This window comes from Variovorax sp. ISS6, assembly GCF_056523145.1.
The window spans coordinates 6,465,061-6,482,562 of sequence record NZ_JAWRZC010000001.1 but is presented as its reverse complement, the minus strand read 5'-3'; the positions used below and the strand labels follow the sequence as shown (position 1 = coordinate 6,482,562).

Genomic DNA, 17,502 nt, shown 5'->3' with positions numbered 1-17,502 from the left:
ACGCAGAGGACGCGAAGATTTCGCAAAGGGCGCGAAAGAGAAATTCAAAATTTTTCTTCCTGCATTCCTTTCGCGTTCTTCGCGCAACCTTCGCGTCCTCTGCGTCCGGCTGTTCGTGTTTCATTTCAAGCATAGGCCGACCCCAGCCCGCGCCGCAGGCGAGCGCTCGCGAAGTCCACCAGCGTGACCAGCGCGAACATCGCGATCAGCACCGTCATCGCCTGCTGCTGCTGGAAGATCGAGAGGTGGAAGTACAGCAGCTGGCCGAGCCCGCCGCCGCCCACGAAGCCCAGCACCGCGGCCATGCGGATGTTCATCTCCCAGCGGTAGAGCGTGTAGGCCACCCACTGCGGCAGCACGATCGGCAGGCTGGCGTAGCTGAAGGCCGCGACCGGGCCGGCGCCCGCGAGCGTCAGCGCGTGCTCGGGCTCGCGCGGCGCGTTCTCGAGCGCCTCGGCGAACAGGCGGCCCAGCACGCCCGTGGTGTGCAGCGCCAGCGCGAGCGCGCCCGCGAAGGGCCCGATGCCCGCGGCCAGCACCATCAGCGCGGCCCAGACCAGCTCGGGCACGCTGCGCAGCAGGTTGAGGACGAAGCGCGCGGTGTGGCGCGGCAGCCAGCCGGCGCGGCCCGAAGCGGGCAGCGCGAGCAGGGCGCCCGCCAGCGCCGCGAGCACGGTGCCGAGCGCCGACACCGCGAGCGTCTGCAGCGCGCCATGGCCGACCTTGGCGAGGAAGCCGCCCGAGAGGTCGGGCGGGAAGAACTCGGCGATGAACTTGCCCATGAGCGCGAGCGACTCGGCCGAGCCCAGCGCGCGGTAGTCGATGCCGAGGTAGACGAAGCTCGCGACCACCGCCGCCGCGATCAGCAGCAGCGCGATCCGGCAGCGCACGCAGGGCGGAGGACGTGGCGGCAGGTTCATGCCAGCAGCCTGCGCAGTGCGTTGCTCATCGCGTCCGCCAGCAGCACCAGCAGCAGGAACACCAGCAGGATGCTGCTGGCCTCGCCGCCGTTGAGCATCTTCATCGACTGGTCCATCAGCTGGCCCAGCCCTCCGGCGCCGACGAAGCCCATCACCACCGAGGCGCGCACCGCGCACTCCCAGCGGTACACGGTGTACGAGGCCAGCTCCTGCGCCGTGTGCGGCAAGAGGCCATAGCACAGCGCCGCGAGCCGGCCGCTGCCGGCCTCGAGCAGCGCGCGCGCGGGGCGGGTGTCGGTCGATTCGAGGATCTCGGCATAGACCTTGCCGAGCATGCCGCCGTAGGTGATGGCCAGCGCCAGCACGCCGGCCGCGGGACCGAGGCCCAGCGCGCGCACGAACAGCAGCGCCCAGACGATCTCGGGGATCGCGCGCAGCACCATCAGCAGCCAGCGCGCCGCCTGCCGCACGATGCCCGCGCGCACGCGGCCCGGCCCGGGGCCGATGCGCGAGATCGACAGCGCGCGCGTCGTCACGAAGGCCAGCGGCGCGCCGATCAGCAGCGCGAGCGCGGTGCCGGCCGTGGCCATGGCCAGTGTCTCGAGCGTGGCCTTGGCGAGCAGCGCGAGAAAGGCGGGCGAGCCGTCGGGCGGAAGGAAGCCCGCGAGGAAGCCGCCGATGACCGCGAGGTTGCCGCTGCCGAACAGCGCCCACGGCTTGAACTCGGCCAGCGTCAGCATCGGCCAGGCGACGACCAGCGCGGCGAGTCCGAAGCCGAGCCGGCGCCGCGCCTGCGGATCGCGGTGGACGGCGCTCGCGCTCAAGCGCAGCCCGGCCGCTGGAAGGCCGCCTCGGCCGCCACGGGTTGCGGCTCGCGCTGCACTGCCACGCCGCCTTCGCTGGCATAGAGCGCGTCGAGCAGCGCGGGCGTGAGCTCGGCGGTCGGCAGGTCGAACATCAGCTGCCCGTGGCGCATGCCGACCACGCGCGGAAACCAGCGCAGCGCCAGGTCCACCGCATGCAGCGAGGCGACCAGCGTGGCGCCCGTGCTTTCGCTCTGCGCGACCAGCTGGCCCACGGCGGCATCGGCCAGCGTGGGGTCGAGCGCGGAGACGGGCTCGTCGGCCAGCAGCAGCGCCGGCCGCTGGTAGAGCGCGCGCGCGATGCCCACGCGCTGCAGCTGCCCGCCCGAGAGCCGGTCGCAGCGCTCGAACAGGCGGTCCTCGAGCGACAGGCGCGCCAGCACCTCGTGCGCGCCGGCCATGTCGGAAGGATGGAACAGCGAGGCCAGCGCGCGCCAGCTCGACCACTGGCCCAGCCGGCCCGCGAGCACGGCCGTGACCACGCGCAGCCGCGGCGCGATCGGCGGCGCCTGGTGCACGGTGGCGATGCGCGCGCGCAATTTCTTGAGCGCACCGGCCGGCAACTGCCAGGGCCGCGCGTCGAGCGTTCGCACCTCGCCTTCGCCGGGTCGCAGCGCGGCCCCGAGCACGCGCAGCAGCGTGGTCTTGCCCGCGCCCGAGGGCCCGATGACCGCGAGGCGTTCGCCGTCGCGCGCCGCGAGCTTCACCCCGGCCAGCGCGCGCTGGCCGTTGGGATGCACCACGCCCACGCCGTCGAGCGAGAAACCCATGCGCGCTTTCTCTAGCTTGTGCTTACTTGATCAGGCCGGCCGACTTGCCCGCCGTCTCGATGCCGTCGTAGTTCGACGACTTGGTCGGGATGAACTTGCTCGCGCGCTGCAGCGCCATGATCTCCTTGTGCGCCGGGTTGGCCGGATCGAGCTTGAGGAAGGCGTCGGTGAGCTTCTTCGTGAGCGCCGCGTCGAGGCCCGGGCGCACGGTCCAGTTGTAGTCGTAGTAGGTCGGCGTGGTGGCCAGCACGCGCACCTTGGCGGCGTTGGGGTTCTTGGCCTCCACCAGCTTGTCCCACACCGAGGCGTTGAGCACGCCGGCCTCGGCGCGCGAGGCGGCCACGAAGGCCACCGTGGCATCGTGCGCGCCCGAGAACGCGACCGTCTTGAAGTCCTTCTCGGGGTTGATGCCGGCCTGCAGCAGGAAGTAGCGCGGCATCAGGCTGCCCGAGGTGGAGGAGGGCGCGCCGAACGCGAAGGTCTTGCCCTTGAGGTCCGCGAGCGTCTTCGCGCCGCTGTCCAGCGGCACGATGAACTTGCTGGTGAAGACCTCGTCCTCGGCGCGCTGCACGATCGGTACGGCGCCGCCGTTGGTGCGGATGCGCGCCTGCACGAAGGTGAAGCCGCCGAGCCAGGCGAGGTCGATCTTGTGGGTGGCGAGGCCCTCGACCACGGCGGCGTAGTCGGTCACGGGCGTGAACTGCACGTCCATGCCGGTTTCCTTCTTGAGGTAGTCGCCCAGCGGCGTGAACTTGCGCTGCAGTTCGGTCGGCGCCTCGTCGGGAATGGCCGAGACGCGCAGCACGCCCTGCGCGAAGGCGCCGAGGCTGGCGGCGGAGAAGGCCAGGGCAAGGGCCAGTCGTGTGAGTGTCTTTTTCATGGATGCGCCTTGGAGGCTCGCGGTTTTGGAAAGGTCGGGATTGTAGAAAGCGGGCCCGATTCGATAATCGGCCCATGAACCCGACTCTCATGAATCCGCTCGCGCCGCTGCGCCTCACGAGTTTTTCGCACGGCGGCGGCTGCGGCTGCAAGATCGCGCCGGGCGTGCTCTCGCAGATCCTGAAGAACCATGGCGGCGGCCTGATCCCGCCCGAGCTCATGGTGGGCATCGAGACCGCCGACGACGCGGCCGTCTACAGGCTCAACGACGAGCAGGCGCTGATCGCCACCACCGATTTCTTCATGCCGATCGTGGACGACCCCTACGAGTTCGGCCGCATCGCCGCCACCAATGCCATCAGCGACGTCTACGCCATGGGCGGGCGGCCGATCATGGCGCTGGCCATCCTCGCGATGCCGATCAACCAGCTGCCGGTGGAGGTCATCGCCGAGATCGTGCGCGGCGGGCAGGACGTGTGCCGCGCCGCCGGCATTCCGATCGCGGGCGGCCACACCATCGATTCGGTCGAGCCGATCTACGGGCTCGTCGCCATGGGCCTGGTGCATCCGAAGCGCGTGCGGCGCAATGCCGACGCGAAGGCGGGCGACCTGCTGGTGCTCGGCAAGCCACTGGGCGTCGGCGTGCTCTCGGCGGCGCTCAAGAAGGAGCAGTTGTCCGAGGCCGGCTATAGGCAGTTGATCGAGAACACGACGAAGCTCAACACGCCCGGCATCGCGCTCTCGGCGCTCGAGGGCGTGCATGCGCTGACCGACGTCACCGGCTTCGGCCTCGCGGGCCATGCGCTCGAGCTCGCGCGCGGCGCCAGGCTCTCGGCGCTCGTCGAGTGGTCGAAGGTGCCGCTGCTCGACCGCGTCGAGGCCATGGCCGCCGAGGGCTTCGTCACCGGTGCCTCGGGCCGCAACTGGGCCGGCTACGGCGCCGAGGTCGAACTCGCCGCCGGCCTGCCGCCGACCGCGCAGGCGCTGCTCAGCGATCCGCAGACCTCGGGCGGCCTGCTCGTGAGCTGCGCGCCGGAGGCCGTCGATGCCGTGCTGAAGGTGTTCGGCGACGAGGGCTTCGACCGCGCCGCCGTCATCGGCCGCGTGGAAGCGAACGGCCCATCGCTGCGCGTCGTCCCCTGACCATACAGTTGCCCATCGTCCAAGCTTTTGGTGGGCAGTCGCCGTAGCGAGCGGTTCGAGGTTGCGCCGAGAAGCGCAGACGTACTCAGGTACGTCGAGCATCGCAGGTGCAAGATCGAATCGCGCAGCAGGCGAATGCCCGCCAAAAGGCGGAAGGGGGAAGGAGTCGAACCTTCCAAGCGACGACTGGCGCCACCCACCGGGTTTGAAGCCCGGCCGCCCCACCAGGGACGATCCCCTCCCATGCGCACGGCCCTTCACGGCCGTGCCTCGAACAGCACCGTGTCGGGCCGCAGCAGATGCGTGTCCTTCACGCGCCGCGTGAAGCCGACCCGGTCGAAGAACTCCAGCAGCTGGATCGCGCGCTTGCGGCCCAACCCGGTCGCGTCCCGGAAACTCGCGGCCTGCAGGCCCTCGGGCCCCCGCAGGCAATCGCGCGCGATCGCCGCCAGGCGTTCGACCGTCGCCTGCGGATAGTACAAGTCCTTGACCACCTGGAAGGCCTCGCCGCGCCGCGCGAGGCTCGCGAGTGTCTGGCGCACCACGGCCTCGCTCGCGCCGCAGTCCTTGGCGAGGTCGCGCACCCAGGGCGGATCGAAACCGCCATCGGCCAGCTTCGGCAGCAGCTTCTGCGCGAGCTTCTGCTCGGCCTCGCCGAGCCGCGCCGCATGGTCGGGGCGGTGCAGCCAGGTGCCGCTGCGCACCAGCGCGCCGCGCGCCACCAGCGACTCGACCGCATGCCGCCACAGCGCGTCGCCGGTGCGCGGGCCGGCCAGGCGCTTGAGGCGGCGCGCGTCGGGGCCGACCTCGTCGGGCGCGTCGCAGTGGAAGTCGTCGAGCCGCGCCACGATCCGGGCCTCGAGCGCTTCGAGCTGTTCGCGCGCGATGGCGGTGCCGCCGACGCGCTGCGCATCGCCGGGCAGCGGCAGCGCGGCCTCGTCGGCCAGCGAGAGGGCGCGCGCCACCTGCGCGGTCTCCAGGCCCAGCGGCGCATGGCGCAGCAGGGCGGCGATGCGGTCGTCGCGCGCATCGCGGCGCCAGGCCGCGAGCGTGTCCAGCCGCTCGGGCGTGCGCCGGTAGCGCACCGGCGCGAAGGGATCGAGCACGCGCGCGCCGGCCATGGTGCGCGTGGCCGAGGCATCGCGCAGCACACCGCGGTCGCCGTGCCAGGCGGCGATCTTCTCGCGCAGCACCAGTTGCGCGAGCGCGGTCTCGCCGGGCTGCAGCAGCTCGCGGTCGAGCAGCGCGAGCGAGGCCATGGTGTCGCTCGCGCCCAGGTGCGCGTGCACCGTGGTGCCCGAGCGCAGCGCCTTGGCCTCCCCTGGCCACAGGCTCAGTTCGATGTCGATCCGGTCGGTGGCCAGCGCGATCGAGGGCGCGCAGATCCACTCGCCGCGATGCACCTCGTCCCTGGCCACGCCCGCGAGCGCGAGCGCGCAGCGCTGGCCCGCCTGCGCGAGCTCGGCCTGCCGGTTCTGCGCATGGATGCCGCGCACCCGCACCGCGCGGTCGCCGGGTGCGATGCGCAGCTCGTCGCCCACGCGCACCTCGCCGCTGAAGGCGGTGCCGGTCACCACCGTGCCGACGCCCGCGAGCGTGAAGGCGCGGTCGACCGCGAGGCGGAAGGCCAGGCCGTGCTCGCGCGCGCGTTCGTCGCGCGCCACGGCCACGAGCCGCGCGCGCAGCGCCTCGATGCCCTCGCCCGTGACGGCCGAGACCGCGAACAGCGGTGCGCCCGCCAGCGGCGTCGGCGCCAGCAGGGCCTCGACCTCGGCACCCACCTCGGCCAGCCGCGCCGCGCGCTGCGCGGGGTCGATGCGGTCGATCTTGGTGATCGCCACCGTGGCGCCGCGCACGCCGAGCAGCGCCACCACCGCGAGGTGCTCGCGCGTCTGCGGCATCACACCGTCGTCGGCCGCCACCACCAGTAGCGCATGCTCGATGCCGGTGGCACCGGCCAGCATGGTGTGCAGCAGGCGCTCGTGGCCCGGCACGTCGACGAAGCCCAGCGACACGCCCTCGGGCGCGTGCAGGTAGGCATAGCCGAGCTCGATCGAGATGCCGCGGCGTTTCTCCTCGGGCAGCCGGTCGGTGTCGACGCCGGTCAGCGCGCGCACCAGCGAGGTCTTGCCGTGGTCGATGTGGCCTGCGGTTCCGATGATCATGGCGCGAGCATCACATGAAATTGCGCGTGTGCAGTTCGGACAGCCGCTCGGCCTCGTCGCGCGCGAAGCCCAGCCGCGCGAGGCGCGCGCGCCGGCCCGCCGCCATGTCGCGCTGCAGCTGCTGCACGGCCGCGTGGCCGTGTGCGATGGCGGCCGGCGACAGCGCGCCCGCGGCCAGCAGCACCAGCGCGTCGAACACCTCCTCGTTGAGGCCCGCGGTGGCCGCCAGCGCGTCGTAGCGCAACTCGATCGCATTGCGCAGCCGGGCCTGGAACTCGGGCTGCACCGACAGCCGGTACTCGAGGTGCGCCATGCCGAAGGCCACGTGGCGCGCCTCGTCGCGCGCGGCGAGCCGCGCGATCTGCCGCGTCACCGGGTCGGGCGCATGCGCCTGCAGGAAGTTGAGCAGGTTGACGAAGCTGCCCTCGCCGAGCACGGCCAGCAGGAAGGTGGCGATCGAGAAGTCGGGCGCCTCGAACAGCGTGCGCAACGAGGCCTGGCCGCCGGCCGTCGACAGCGCGGGCTCGTGGCCGCGCAGCGTGGCGCGCCGCGTGAAGACCTCGATGTGCCGCGCCTCGTCGGCGCACTGCAGCGCCAGCAGCTGCAACACCTCGCGGAAGTGCGGATGGATTTGGCCCAGGTGGCGCGCGGGCACCAGCAGCGCGGCGTTCTCGTTCTCGATCAGGTAGGTCATCACCTGCACCACCGCGGCCTCGATGGCCGGCGGCAGTTCGAACGGCGCCGCCCAGTCGATGGCGGTGGCCGGGTCCCACTGGGCCGCCGCGGCCTGCGCGTAGAGCTCGCCCGCGGTGGCGGCCCAGAGCTCGTGGCGCTGGTGCAGCGAGAAGAAGAAATCGGGGCTGCCGGCCTCGACCGTCGCGCCGCGCGCGGCCAGGCCCCAGCCCGGCAGGGCCTCGGCCTCGGTGTCGCCGCGCGCATGGCCGGTGGGCTGCGCGCCGCGCCAGCGGCCCTCGGCATGCGGGCCGCGCGTGATGCGGGCGAGCGTCATGCCCTGGTCGTCCTGCTCGAAGCGCAGCGGATGGCCCTGGCCGCGGCACCAGGCCTCCAGGTGCAGCTCCCAGGCCGGCGCCGTGCCGCGCACGTGCAGCTCGCCGCCCACGGGCCGCTCGGCCAGCGCGCGGCGGATGAGCAGCAGGGCGCCCTGGTCGAGGCCCAGCGACTCAATATCGATAGCCGGTGGCGGTGATGCGGCCATCGCCGTCGTAGAAACGCTCGTCGTCGACCGCGCGCTCGAGCAGCGCATAGCCGCTGGTGCGGCCCGCGCGCCATTCGCGCAGGCCCTCGAGTTCGAGCAGCGGGCGCACCTGCGGGTCGTCCCAGCGCATCGCCATCAGCAGCGACACGAAGCGCTCGATGAGCGCGGCGGGCGCATCGGGACTGGTGGTGAAGTTGCAGTGGTCGTAGGCGCCGGTGCGCGCCAGCACGCGCGTGCTGCCCGCGGGCAGGGTGCCGTCGAGGCCGAAGGCCAGCAGGTTGCCGTCGATCAGGCAGCAGGCGTCGATCTCGCCGGCGCGCAGCGCCACGGCCGCGTCGCGTTCGCCGCCGATGTGGTCGCCATGCTTGCCGCCCAGCACGTCGAACAGGCGGGCCTGGAAGTCGCGCGATTGCACGAGGCCCGCGCCGCGCAGGTGGTCGAGCGGGATCAGCGTGGCCTGCGGCGAATCGGCCGCGCCGAAGCCGATGGTCTTGCCGCGCAGCTGGTCGAGCGACTGCACCGGGCTGTCGGCGCGCACCACGATGGCCGAGCGCAGGTCGCAGTCGGTGTCGCGCATGGCCACGGCGCGCACCTGCCGGCCGCGTGCGCGCGCGATGCGCTCGGCGCGCACCCAGGCCAGCGGCGAGTTCCAGGCCAGGTGGATGCTGCCGTCGAACTGCGCCTCGACCTGGCGCTCGTAGTTCGAATACAGCACGTAGTCGAAGGCCAGGCCGTGCTGCGCGAAGAAGGCCTTGAAGCCTTCCCAGATGGTGACGACCTTGGGCGCGTAGGCCACGGCGCCCATGATCAGCGTCGGTTCGGACACGGGCGCCTCCTCAGAACAGCGGCAGGCCGGTGATGGCCTTGCCGATGAAGTCGTAGAGCACGTCGGAGGTCGGCGCCATCACGCTCGAGGCGCGCGCATCGCGGAACAGCCGTTCGATGCCCGCCTCCTTGCGGAAGGCCGCGCCACCGCACACGCGCATCGCGGTGTCGGTCACCGTCAGCGCGGACTCGGCCGCGGCCGCCTTGACCTCGAGCACGCGCAGCATGGTGTCGGCACGGCCCGCGCCGATGGCGGCGATGGTGTCGTCGAGCAGGGCCTGCGCCATGTCGGCCTGGATGCGGGCGCGCGCGAGGTAGGCGCGGATGGTGGGCAGGTCGGCCAGCGAGCTGTCGAGGTGCACGTGCTTCGTCTGGCTCACGTGGCCGATGGCGCGCGCCAGGGCGCCGTTCATCAGGCCCACGGAGCAGGCGGCGCTGAGCACCGAGAACCAGGGCAGCACCACGCCCATCATGGTGTCGAAGCCCTTGCCGTCCTCGCCGAGGCGATCGCTCGCGGCGACGCGCACGCCCTTCGCCGCGATCGGCGTGGAGGCGTTGCCGCGCAGGCCCAGGCCGTCAAAGCGTCCGGGCTGGCTCAGCCCCTCGGCCCTGGCGCCGACCAGCCACAGCGTGCTCGCGCCCTCGGCCGCGAGCGGCTTGCTCGACCACACATAGCTGTCGGCCTCGAAGGCCGAGGTGACCCAGCTCTTGCGCGCATCGAGCAGCACGCCGTCGCCGTCGGCGCGCGCGGTGCCGGTGGGGGCCCAGAAATGGCTGCGCGAGTCGGCCTCGGAGAAGGCCAGGGTGCTCAGGTGGCGGCCTTCGGCGACCGCCTTGCGCACGGCCTCGGGGCCCTGCTGCTCGAGCACCGCGGTGGCGCAGTAGTGCATGCAGACCACCATTGCGGTGGAAGGGCAGGTCTGCGCGAGCTGCGCGACCACCTGCGCGGCTTCCTTCAGGCCCAGGCCCTGGCCGCCCACCGCGGTGGCCGAGACCAGGCCGAGCAGGCCGGCCTTGCCGAGCGCCGCGATCGCCTCGCGCGGGAACCGTGCCTCGGCATCGGTGCGGGGGGCCAGCGGCTGGAGGACTTCCTTGTCGATATCGGCGAGCGCGTCGAGCGGGTTCATCGCATTCTCCTGAGGTCGGGGTTGAGGTAAATCACTGGAGCCGCTCGCGCAACAGGGCGAGCTGGGCCGAGAAGGGGGCGCTGTCTTCCAGGCAGCGCAGGTCGAGCAGCAGCCGGTCCTCGGCGATGCGGCCGATCACCGGCAGGGGCAGGCCGCGCAGCGCGGTGGCGAGCGCATCGAGCGCGGTGCCGAGGCCTTTCTTCGCGGTCCCGGCCGGCGCCAGCGCGAGGCCGGCCGAGGGCAGGCGTTCGACGGGCAGCGAGCCCGAGCCGATCTGCCCGAGCAGCGGCACCACCTCGACCGTGAAGCGCGGCGCCACGGCCTCGTGCACGGCGGGCAGCAGCGCCTGCGCCAGCTCGCGGATCGCATCGGCCGGGCGCGTGAGCAGGCGCAGCGTCGGCAGGTCCTGCGCGAGGCGCTCGGGCCGCAGGTAGAGCGACAGCGTGGCCTCGAGCGCGGCCAGCGGCAGCTTGCTCATGCGCAGCGCGCGCTTCATCGGGAACTTGCGGATGCGGCCCACGGCCTCCTTGCTGCCGACGATGAGGCCGGCCTGCGGGCCGCCGAGCAGCTTGTCGCCCGAGAAGGTGACCACGTCGCAGCCGGCCGCGAGCATCTCCTGCGGCAGCGGCTCGCGCGGCAGGCCGTAGTGCGCGAGGTCGACCAGCGAGCCGCTGCCGAGGTCGGTGGCCAGCGGCACGCCGCGCGCATGCGCGATGCCGGCCAGCGTGGCCTCGTCGACCGCGGCGGTGAAGCCCTGCACCGCGTAGTTGCTGGTATGGACCTTCATCACGAGCGCGGTGCGCGCGTTGATGGCGCGCTCGTAGTCCTGCGGATGGGTGCGGTTGGTGGTGCCGACCTCGACCATCTGCGCGCCCGCGCTGGCCATCACGTCGGGCATGCGGAAGGCGCCGCCGATCTCGACCAGTTCGCCGCGCGAGACGATCACCTCGCGCTCGCGCGCCAGCGCCGCGATGGTCAGCAGCACCGCGGCCGCGTTGTTGTTGACCACGGTCGCGGCCTCGGCGCCGGTGATGGTGCGCAGCAGGTCCTCCACCAGCGAATCGCGGTCGCCGCGGCTGCCGGTGGCGAGGTCGTACTCGAGGTTGTTGGGCGAGGTCATGACCTCGAGCAGCCGCTGCAGCGCGGCATCGGCCAGCAGCGCGCGGCCGAGGTTGGTGTGGATGACGGTGCCGGTGAGGTTGAGCACGCTGCGCATGCGCGGCGCGAGGCGTTGCGCGATGCGCCGCGCGAGCGTGGTGTCGAGCGCGCCGGCCTGCACCTCGGCGGCGGGCAACTGGCCGGCCAGGGCGCGTGCGCGCAAGGCATCGAGCAAGGCGCGAGCCTCGCCAGCCACCAGCGTGTGGCCATGCTCGGCCACGAGGGCTTGCGCGGCGGGAGCGCGCAGCAGTCGATCGACAGAAGGCAGATCCTGGGGCCTTGCCGTCGAGCCGTGGACCACGGACTCTTCGGGCGCTGCCATCAGCCGCCTCCGCCGTCGTCGGGGATTTCAGGGTCGCCGAACAGCAGCATCAGGTTGTGGCCGCTGCGCTGGTGACCGTTCTCCGACACCAGCAGGTCGAGCGTGACGCTCGCGAGGTCGTCGGCCACCGGTTCGACCTCGGGGTCTTTTTCCATCGCGATCTGCTTGAGGTAGTGGCCGCAGGTGTCGCAGCACTCGGCCTTGACCGCGCCCTCGCGCGCGCCGGTGGCGGGCAGTGCAATTCCGGGCTCGGGCGTCAGCGATTCGAAGTGGATGCCCTTGGTGCTCTCGCAGTGCGTGCACTTGATGCGCACGTAGTGCCACTCGGTGCCGCACAGCGCGCAGTGCAGGTAGCGGAAGCCCGCCTCGTCGGCGCCGATGCGCGTGATGCTCGCGGTGGGCGCGCTGCCGCAGCAGGGGCAGAGGTTGCCGGGATCGGTGCGGCCGAAGATGTTCTCGCCATGCCGTTGCGCCACCTGCAGCACGAGCTGTGTCCAGTAGACCTGCAGGCCGGCCGCGATCAGCGGCGCGGCCGCGAGGTCGAGGCCGAACATGATGCGGCGCGACAGCCGGTCGGCCTGCTGCTCGAGCCAGTCGTCGTCGGCGGCCACCACGCGGTCGAGCGTGTCGCGCGCCGGGCCGTCGGACAGCCGCGCGCGGAACAGGCCGAGCAGGCGGCGCAGCTCGGCGCGCCAGACCGGATCGCGCGGCCAGCCGAAGGCCGGCAGCGGCGGCTTGAGCGCGCGCGACGCGGCCTCGAGCGCCTCGGCCTCGGGCAGCGCGACCGGCGCGTGGTCCTGCAGCACCTGGTGCTGGGCCTGCGCGAGGTCGGCGATGAAGATCAGGTACTCGCGCATCGGGTGCGAGGCCGCGAGCTGGCGCAGCCGCAGCTGGCGGTCGGAGAAGGCCGCGGCGCGCACCGGCAGCCGCAGGAAGGGCATCTGCCGCCCCGCCTGCATGGCGATCTGCTCGGGCTCGAGGACGCGCGTGGTGCGGATCGGTGGGCTGCTGCTCATCCGGACGACTCTACAGCGAATCGCCCGGATCGCAATGCAGGGCGGATGCTCATTCGCCGCGCGTCATCTTGCGATGCCACAGCGGATGGTTGAGCTTGGCCCAGCCTTCGGTGACGGTGCCGCGCGTCATCGCGCGCAGGGTGCCCTTGACCCAGATCGCGGCATAGATGTGCGTGATCACCGAGAGGATCAGCACCACGGCCGAGGCCGCATGCACCACCACCGCGATGCGCCGCAAGAGGATCGGGAAGAAGTGGACGAACCACGGGCTCCAGAACATGAAGCCCGTGACCAGCAGCAGGAGCAGGCTGATGCCGAAGGCCCAGAACACCAGCTTCTGGCCCGCGTTGTACTTGCCCACCGGCGGCATGCTCGACTTGTCGCCCTTGAGCATCTTCGGCGCGTTGGCGATCCATTCGCGGTCGCCGCGGTCGAGGATGTTCTCGCGCCACATCGTGAAGAACAGGAACGCGAAGCCCAGCACCATCAGCACGCCGAGGAAGGGATGCAGGATGCGCGTCCACGGCCCGCCGCCGAACAGGTTGGTGAGGAAGAACAGCGCCGGGTGGAAGAAGGCCAGCCCCGAGAGCGCGGCCGCGAAGAACATGATCGCCACGAACCAGTGGTTCATGCGCGTGGCATCGCGGTAGCGGCGAAGGTAGTAGCGGGTCATCGCGTCTCTCCTCGGGTCTCTACTCGGGCCGATGCCGGCGGTTCCTCGATCACCACCACCTCGTCGGGCTTGCCGTCGAGGTCGGCGTCCGGATGGTCTTCCTTGGGCTCGATCGGGCCGGTCTTCATGTAGTGGAAGAAGCTGCCGACCACGGCGCCGATCATCGCCACCATGGCGAGCGGCTTGGCCACGCCCTTCCACAGCGAGACCAGCGGGCTGATCTGCGGATCCTTCGGCAGGTTGGCGTAGAGGCCGGGCCGGTCGGCATGCTGCAGCACGTACATGACGTGCGTGCCGCCCACGCCGGCCGGGTCGTAGACGCCGGCGTTCGAGAAGCCGCGCTCCTTGAGGTCGACGATGCGCTCCGACGCGTACTCGTGCATGTCGTCCTTGGTGCCGAAGTGCAGCGCGCCCGTGGGGCAGGCCTTCACGCAGGCGGGTTCGAGGCCCACGCCCACGCGGTCGGAGCACAGCGAGCACTTGTAGGCCTTGTTGTCGGCCTTGCTGATGCGCGGCACGTCGAAGGGGCAGCCGGTGACGCAGTTGCCGCAGCCCACGCAATGCTCGCTGATGAAGTCGACGATGCCGTTGGCGTACTTGACGATCGCGCCCGGCGAGGGGCACGACTTCAGGCAGCCGGGGTCGTCGCAGTGCATGCAGCCGTCCTTGCGGATCAGCCACTCGAGCTTGCCGGCCTCGGGCTCGACCTCGGAGAACTTCATCACCGTCCATGAGGAGGGCGTGAGGTCGACCGGGTTGTCGTAGGTGCCGTGCGTGGTGCCGACCTCGTCGCGCAGGTCGTTCCACTGCATGCACGCGACCTGGCAGGCCTTGCAGCCGATGCAGGTCGACACGTCGATCAGCTTCGCGACCTGCTGCACCTGCGGGCGGTTGCGGACCTCGGGCGAGGGCGTGGTGGTGGCCGAGCGGGCGAGGATGTCTAGGGTTTGAAGAGAGGACATCGGTCAGGCCTTCTCGATGTTCACTGTGAAGGACTTGTACTCGGGCGTCTGCGTGTTCGCATCGCCCACGAACGGGGTCAGCGTGTTCACCAGATACCCGGGCTTCGCGATGCCGACGAAGCCCCAGTGGTTCGGCAACCCCACGGTGTGGACCGTGCGGCCGTCGACCTGCAGCCCGACGATGCGCTTGGTGACGACGGCCACGGCCTTGATGAAGCCGCGCTTGCTCGACACCTTGACCATGTCGCCATGGCCGATGCCCTTCTCCTTCGCGAGCTCCTCGCCGATCTCGACGAACTGCTGCGGCTGGATGATGGCCGAGGTGCGCACGTTCTTGGTCCAGTAGTGGAAGTGCTCGGTGAGCCGGTAGCTGGTGGCCACGTACGGGAAGTCCTTCGGCACGCCGAGTCGCTCGAGGTCGCCCTTGAAGATGCGCGCGGCCGGGTTGGCGCGCGCCTTCTCGTTGTTCGGGTGCAGCAGGTTGTTGACCAGCGGCGACTCGAAGGGCTCGTAGTGCTCGGGCAGCGGGCCCTCGGCCATGCCGGTGGGCGCGAACAGCCGCGCCACGCCCTCGGCCGTCATGATGAAGGGCCGCACCGCGTCGGCCTCCATCGGGTTGGCGTCGGGTCGGATGTCGGGCACGTCGGCGCCGGTCCACTGCTTGCCGTTCCAGGCGACCAGCGGCCGCTTGGCGATCCAGGGCTTGCCGGTGGCCGGGTCGGTGGAGGCACCGTTGTAGAGGATGCGCCGGTTCGCGGGCCAGGCCCAGGCCCAGTTCTGCACCATGCCGATGCCGAAGGGATCGGCGTTGTCGCGCCGCGCCATCTGGTTGCCGGCCTGGGTCCAGGCGCCCGCGTAGATCCAGCAGCCGCTGGCGGTGCTGCCGTCGTCGCGCAGCAGGCCGAAGCCCGCGAGCTGCTCGCCGGCCTTGGCCGTCGGCGGCTTGGTCGGGTCCTTCGGATCGAGCAGGTCGGTCAGCGCGCGGCCGTTGTATTCCATCGCCAGTTCCTGCGCGGACGGCGAGTGCGGAATCTTGTAGGGCCAGGTCAGCTTGACGATCGGATCGGGGAAGGCGCCGCCGTCCTTGATGTAGGCCTGGCGCATGCGGTTGAAGATGCCCGCCACGATCTCGATGTCTCCCTTGGCCTCGCCCGGCGGCTCCGCGCCCTTCCAGTGCCACTGCAGCCAGCGGCTGGAGTTGGTGAGCGAGCCGTCCTCCTCCGCGAAGCAGGTGGAAGGCAGGCGGAACACCGTGGTCTGGATGTCTGTGGTCTTGACGTCGTTGAACTCGCCGAAGTTGCGCCAGAACTCGCTGGTCTCGGTCTGCAGCGGATCGATGGTGACCAGGAACTTGAGCTTCGAGAGCCCGTCGACGATCTTCTTCTTGTCGGGGAACGAGCCCACCGGGTTGAAGCCCTGGCAGATGTAGCCGTTGAGCTTGCCCTGGTTCATGAGCTCGAAGGCCTGCAGCACGTCGTAGAGCTTGTCGATCTTCGGCAGGTAGTGGAAAGCCCACTCGTTGTCGGCCGTGGCCGCGTCGCCCCACCACGATTTCTGCATGCTGACGAAGAACTTGGGGTAGTTCTGCCAGAAGCTCATCTGGTTGGGCCGCAGCGCCTTGAGCGCGCGGGTCTTGTAGTAGTCGGGCAGGTTCTGCTCGCTGTCACGCGCGAGCGACATGTAGCCCGGCAGCGAGTTCGACAGCAGCCCCAGGTCGGTCAGGCCCTGGATGTTGCTGTGGCCGCGCAGCGCGTTCATGCCGCCGCCCGGCACGCCGATGTTGCCCAGCAGCAGCTGCACGATGGCGCCGGTGCGGATCATCTGCGAGCCCTGGCTGTGCTGCGTCCAGCCCAGCGCGTACATGATGGTCATGGTGCGCGTGGGCACGCTGGTGCTCGCGATGTACTCGCAGACCTTGAGGAACTTGTCCTGCGGCGTGCCCGTGATGCGGCTCACCAGTTCAGGCGTGTAGCGCGAGTAGTGTCGCTTCATCACCTGCAGCACGCAGTTCGGGTCCTGCATGCTCATGTCGACCTTGGCCATGCCGGCCTCGTCGAGCGCGTAGCCCCACGACTTCGGGTCGTAGTTGCGCTTCTCGGCGTTGTAGCCGCTGAACAGGCCGTCCTCGAACTTGTAGTCGGGCCCGACGATGAAGGTCGCGTTGGTGTAGTTGCGGACGTACTCGGTCTGGATCTTGTCGTTGCTCAGCAGGTAGTTGATGACCCCGGCGAGGAAGGCGATGTCGGACCCCGCGCGCACCGGCGCGTAGTAGTCGGCCATCGCGGCCGAGCGCGTGAAGCGCGGGTCGACCACCACCAGGCGGGCCTTGTTCTGTTTCTTGGCTTCGATGACCCACTTGAAGCCGCACGGATGCGCCTCCGCGGCATTGCCGCCCATGATCAGCACGACGTCCGCGTTCTGGATGTCCTGCCAATGGTTGGTCATCGCGCCTCTGCCGAACGTCGGGGCCAGACTGGCCACCGTCGGTCCGTGTCAGACGCGTGCCTGGTTGTCGAACACCAGCATTCCGGTCGAGCGGAATGCCTTGTGCGTGATGTAGCCGGTTTCGTTGGACGAGGCCGAGGCACAGAGCATGCCGGAGCTGGTCCATCGGTTGACGGTCTTGCCGTCGGCGTTGGTGGTCTGGAAGTTGGCGTCGCGGTCGGCCTTGAGCAGCTTGGCGATGCGGTCCAGCGCCTCGCCCCAGCCGATGCGCTTCCACTCGGTGCCGCCGGGCTCGCGCACCTCGGGGTACTTCAGGCGCATGGGGCTGTGCACGAAGTCCAGCAGGCCCGCGCCCTTGGGGCACAGCGTGCCGCGGTTCACGGGGTGGTCGGCATCGCCCTCGATGTGGAGGATGTCGGACACCACGTTCTTCGCCTTGTCGCCCAGGCTGTACATGATGAGCCCGCAGCCCACCGAGCAGTAGGGGCAGGTGTTGCGCGTCTCGGTGGTGCGCGCGAGCTTGAAGTTGCGGGCCTCGGCCAGCGCGGCGGTCGGCGAGAAGCCGAGCGCCACGATGCTGGAGCCGACCAGCCCCGCGCTGCTCACGCGGAAGAATTGCCGGCGGTTCATGTCCATGACGGAACCTCCGGCGGCGCTGAAGTGGGTTGTCGTTTCATCGTGGTCTTCTTCTGTGGGGCTGGGAACGGAACGGAACTTCTTATTTGGGCGCGGCGCCGTCGCCGCCCGTCGGGGGCGGGGCACCCCCGGACGAGCCGCCGCCCTGGCCGCTCATGCCGCCGATGGCCGCGCCGCCTTCGGACGGGCCCTTGTGGGCGGAGGAGGCATCGACCGCATCGCCCGACGCGGCAGGCGTGACGCCCGTGGGACTGGCACCGGAGCCGGCGCCGCCGGAGGCGGCACTCGCGCTCGGCTTGGGATCGCAGGCGGCCAGCAGCACGCCGAGCGCGAGGCACAGGGCGAGAGTGGGCAGACGCTGACATCGTGTCATCGAGACTCC

General features: G+C 70.9%; 15 protein-coding genes and 1 tRNA gene. 1 reads left to right on the top strand and 15 read right to left on the bottom strand.

The window, feature by feature from the left end; all coding sequences use genetic code 11:
* Positions 1–125: 125 nt before the first annotated feature.
* Genes phnE through AC1HIL_RS29845 form a run of 4 tightly spaced genes read right to left on the bottom strand, consistent with a single transcriptional unit; the run spans position 126 to position 3,433 of the window.
* Positions 126–920, bottom strand: a complete 795-nt coding sequence (gene phnE, locus AC1HIL_RS29860; protein WP_479670698.1) for a phosphonate ABC transporter, permease protein PhnE — start codon at positions 918–920, stop codon at positions 126–128.
* The gene (locus AC1HIL_RS29855) at positions 917–1,750 is read right to left on the bottom strand and encodes a PhnE/PtxC family ABC transporter permease (RefSeq protein ID WP_409976575.1); all 834 of its coding nucleotides are present in this window, start codon (positions 1,748–1,750) and stop codon (positions 917–919) included. Before AC1HIL_RS29855 ends, phnE begins: the two co-directional genes overlap by 4 nt.
* The gene (locus tag AC1HIL_RS29850) at positions 1,741–2,553 is read right to left on the bottom strand and encodes a phosphonate ABC transporter ATP-binding protein (protein ID WP_479670697.1); all 813 of its coding nucleotides are present in this window, start codon (positions 2,551–2,553) and stop codon (positions 1,741–1,743) included. Before AC1HIL_RS29850 ends, AC1HIL_RS29855 begins: the two co-directional genes overlap by 10 nt.
* Before the next feature lie 22 nt (positions 2,554–2,575).
* Positions 2,576–3,433 (bottom strand): putative selenate ABC transporter substrate-binding protein, encoded by an 858-nt coding sequence (locus AC1HIL_RS29845; protein ID WP_479670696.1) that lies wholly within the window; start codon positions 3,431–3,433, stop codon positions 2,576–2,578.
* Positions 3,434–3,507: 74 nt separating this feature from the next.
* On the opposite strand from AC1HIL_RS29845, the gene selD reads away from it, so the two are divergent.
* On the top strand, positions 3,508–4,575 hold the full coding sequence (selD, locus tag AC1HIL_RS29840; protein WP_479670695.1) for a selenide, water dikinase SelD: 1,068 nt from the start codon (positions 3,508–3,510) through the stop codon (positions 4,573–4,575).
* 150 nt (positions 4,576–4,725) lie between these two features.
* Here selD and AC1HIL_RS29835 read toward each other — a convergent pair.
* The 11 genes from AC1HIL_RS29835 to AC1HIL_RS29785 all read right to left on the bottom strand — a co-directional run bounded on the left by AC1HIL_RS29835 (position 4,726) and on the right by AC1HIL_RS29785 (position 17,493).
* Positions 4,726–4,818: transfer RNA gene (locus tag AC1HIL_RS29835), tRNA-Sec, on the bottom strand.
* Between the two features lie 14 nt (positions 4,819–4,832).
* On the bottom strand, positions 4,833–6,740 hold the full coding sequence (gene selB, locus AC1HIL_RS29830; protein WP_479670694.1) for a selenocysteine-specific translation elongation factor: 1,908 nt from the start codon (positions 6,738–6,740) through the stop codon (positions 4,833–4,835).
* A gap of 10 nt (positions 6,741–6,750) precedes the next feature.
* Positions 6,751–7,956 carry a ferritin-like domain-containing protein gene (locus AC1HIL_RS29825; protein ID WP_479670693.1) on the bottom strand — a complete coding sequence of 402 codons (1,206 nt, stop codon included), beginning with the start codon at positions 7,954–7,956 and terminating at the stop codon, positions 6,751–6,753.
* The gene (locus tag AC1HIL_RS29820; RefSeq protein WP_479670692.1) at positions 7,922–8,782 is read right to left on the bottom strand and encodes a phosphate/phosphite/phosphonate ABC transporter substrate-binding protein; all 861 of its coding nucleotides are present in this window, start codon (positions 8,780–8,782) and stop codon (positions 7,922–7,924) included. Before AC1HIL_RS29820 ends, AC1HIL_RS29825 begins: the two co-directional genes overlap by 35 nt.
* A 10-nt stretch (positions 8,783–8,792) precedes the next feature.
* Entirely contained in the window at positions 8,793–9,908 is a 1,116-nt protein-coding gene (locus AC1HIL_RS29815; RefSeq protein WP_057592950.1) for an acyl-CoA dehydrogenase family protein, read from the bottom strand.
* Positions 9,909–9,939: 31 nt separating this feature from the next.
* Entirely contained in the window at positions 9,940–11,388 is a 1,449-nt protein-coding gene (gene selA, locus AC1HIL_RS29810; RefSeq protein WP_479670691.1) for an L-seryl-tRNA(Sec) selenium transferase, read from the bottom strand.
* Positions 11,388–12,404, bottom strand: coding sequence for a formate dehydrogenase accessory protein FdhE (gene fdhE / locus AC1HIL_RS29805; RefSeq protein ID WP_479670690.1), 1,017 nt, complete (start codon positions 12,402–12,404; stop codon positions 11,388–11,390). Before fdhE ends, selA begins: the two co-directional genes overlap by 1 nt.
* A gap of 49 nt (positions 12,405–12,453) precedes the next feature.
* Positions 12,454–13,077 (bottom strand): formate dehydrogenase subunit gamma, encoded by a 624-nt coding sequence (locus tag AC1HIL_RS29800; protein WP_057592953.1) that lies wholly within the window; start codon positions 13,075–13,077, stop codon positions 12,454–12,456.
* Entirely contained in the window at positions 13,074–14,039 is a 966-nt protein-coding gene (fdxH, locus tag AC1HIL_RS29795) for a formate dehydrogenase subunit beta (protein WP_479670689.1), read from the bottom strand. Before fdxH ends, AC1HIL_RS29800 begins: the two co-directional genes overlap by 4 nt.
* Before the next feature lie 3 nt (positions 14,040–14,042).
* Positions 14,043–17,120 carry a formate dehydrogenase-N subunit alpha gene (gene fdnG, locus AC1HIL_RS29790; protein WP_479670688.1) on the bottom strand — a complete coding sequence of 1,026 codons (3,078 nt, stop codon included), beginning with the start codon at positions 17,118–17,120 and terminating at the stop codon, positions 14,043–14,045.
* 82 nt (positions 17,121–17,202) lie between these two features.
* Positions 17,203–17,493 carry a hypothetical protein gene (locus tag AC1HIL_RS29785; protein WP_082321945.1) on the bottom strand — a complete coding sequence of 97 codons (291 nt, stop codon included), beginning with the start codon at positions 17,491–17,493 and terminating at the stop codon, positions 17,203–17,205.
* Between the last annotated feature and the right edge of the window lie 9 nt (positions 17,494–17,502).

Excerpts from the sequence above, each read along its gene's own strand:
- phnE (WP_479670698.1), bottom strand. The coding sequence starts at position 920 with ATGAACCTGCCGCCACGTCCTCCGCCCTGCGTGCGCTGCCGGATCGCG.
- AC1HIL_RS29850 (WP_479670697.1), bottom strand. The coding sequence starts at position 2,553 with ATGGGTTTCTCGCTCGACGGCGTGGGCGTGGTGCATCCCAACGGCCAG.
- AC1HIL_RS29845 (WP_479670696.1), bottom strand. The coding sequence starts at position 3,433 with ATGAAAAAGACACTCACACGACTGGCCCTTGCCCTGGCCTTCTCCGCC.
- selD (WP_479670695.1), top strand. The coding sequence starts at position 3,508 with ATGAACCCGACTCTCATGAATCCGCTCGCGCCGCTGCGCCTCACGAGT.
- selB (WP_479670694.1), bottom strand. The coding sequence starts at position 6,740 with ATGATCATCGGAACCGCAGGCCACATCGACCACGGCAAGACCTCGCTG.
- AC1HIL_RS29825 (WP_479670693.1), bottom strand. The coding sequence starts at position 7,956 with ATGGCCGCATCACCGCCACCGGCTATCGATATTGAGTCGCTGGGCCTC.
- AC1HIL_RS29815 (WP_057592950.1), bottom strand. The coding sequence starts at position 9,908 with ATGAACCCGCTCGACGCGCTCGCCGATATCGACAAGGAAGTCCTCCAG.
- selA (WP_479670691.1), bottom strand. The coding sequence starts at position 11,388 with ATGGCAGCGCCCGAAGAGTCCGTGGTCCACGGCTCGACGGCAAGGCCC.
- fdhE (WP_479670690.1), bottom strand. The coding sequence starts at position 12,404 with ATGAGCAGCAGCCCACCGATCCGCACCACGCGCGTCCTCGAGCCCGAG.
- AC1HIL_RS29800 (WP_057592953.1), bottom strand. The coding sequence starts at position 13,077 with ATGACCCGCTACTACCTTCGCCGCTACCGCGATGCCACGCGCATGAAC.
- fdxH (WP_479670689.1), bottom strand. The coding sequence starts at position 14,039 with ATGTCCTCTCTTCAAACCCTAGACATCCTCGCCCGCTCGGCCACCACC.
- AC1HIL_RS29785 (WP_082321945.1), bottom strand. The coding sequence starts at position 17,493 with ATGACACGATGTCAGCGTCTGCCCACTCTCGCCCTGTGCCTCGCGCTC.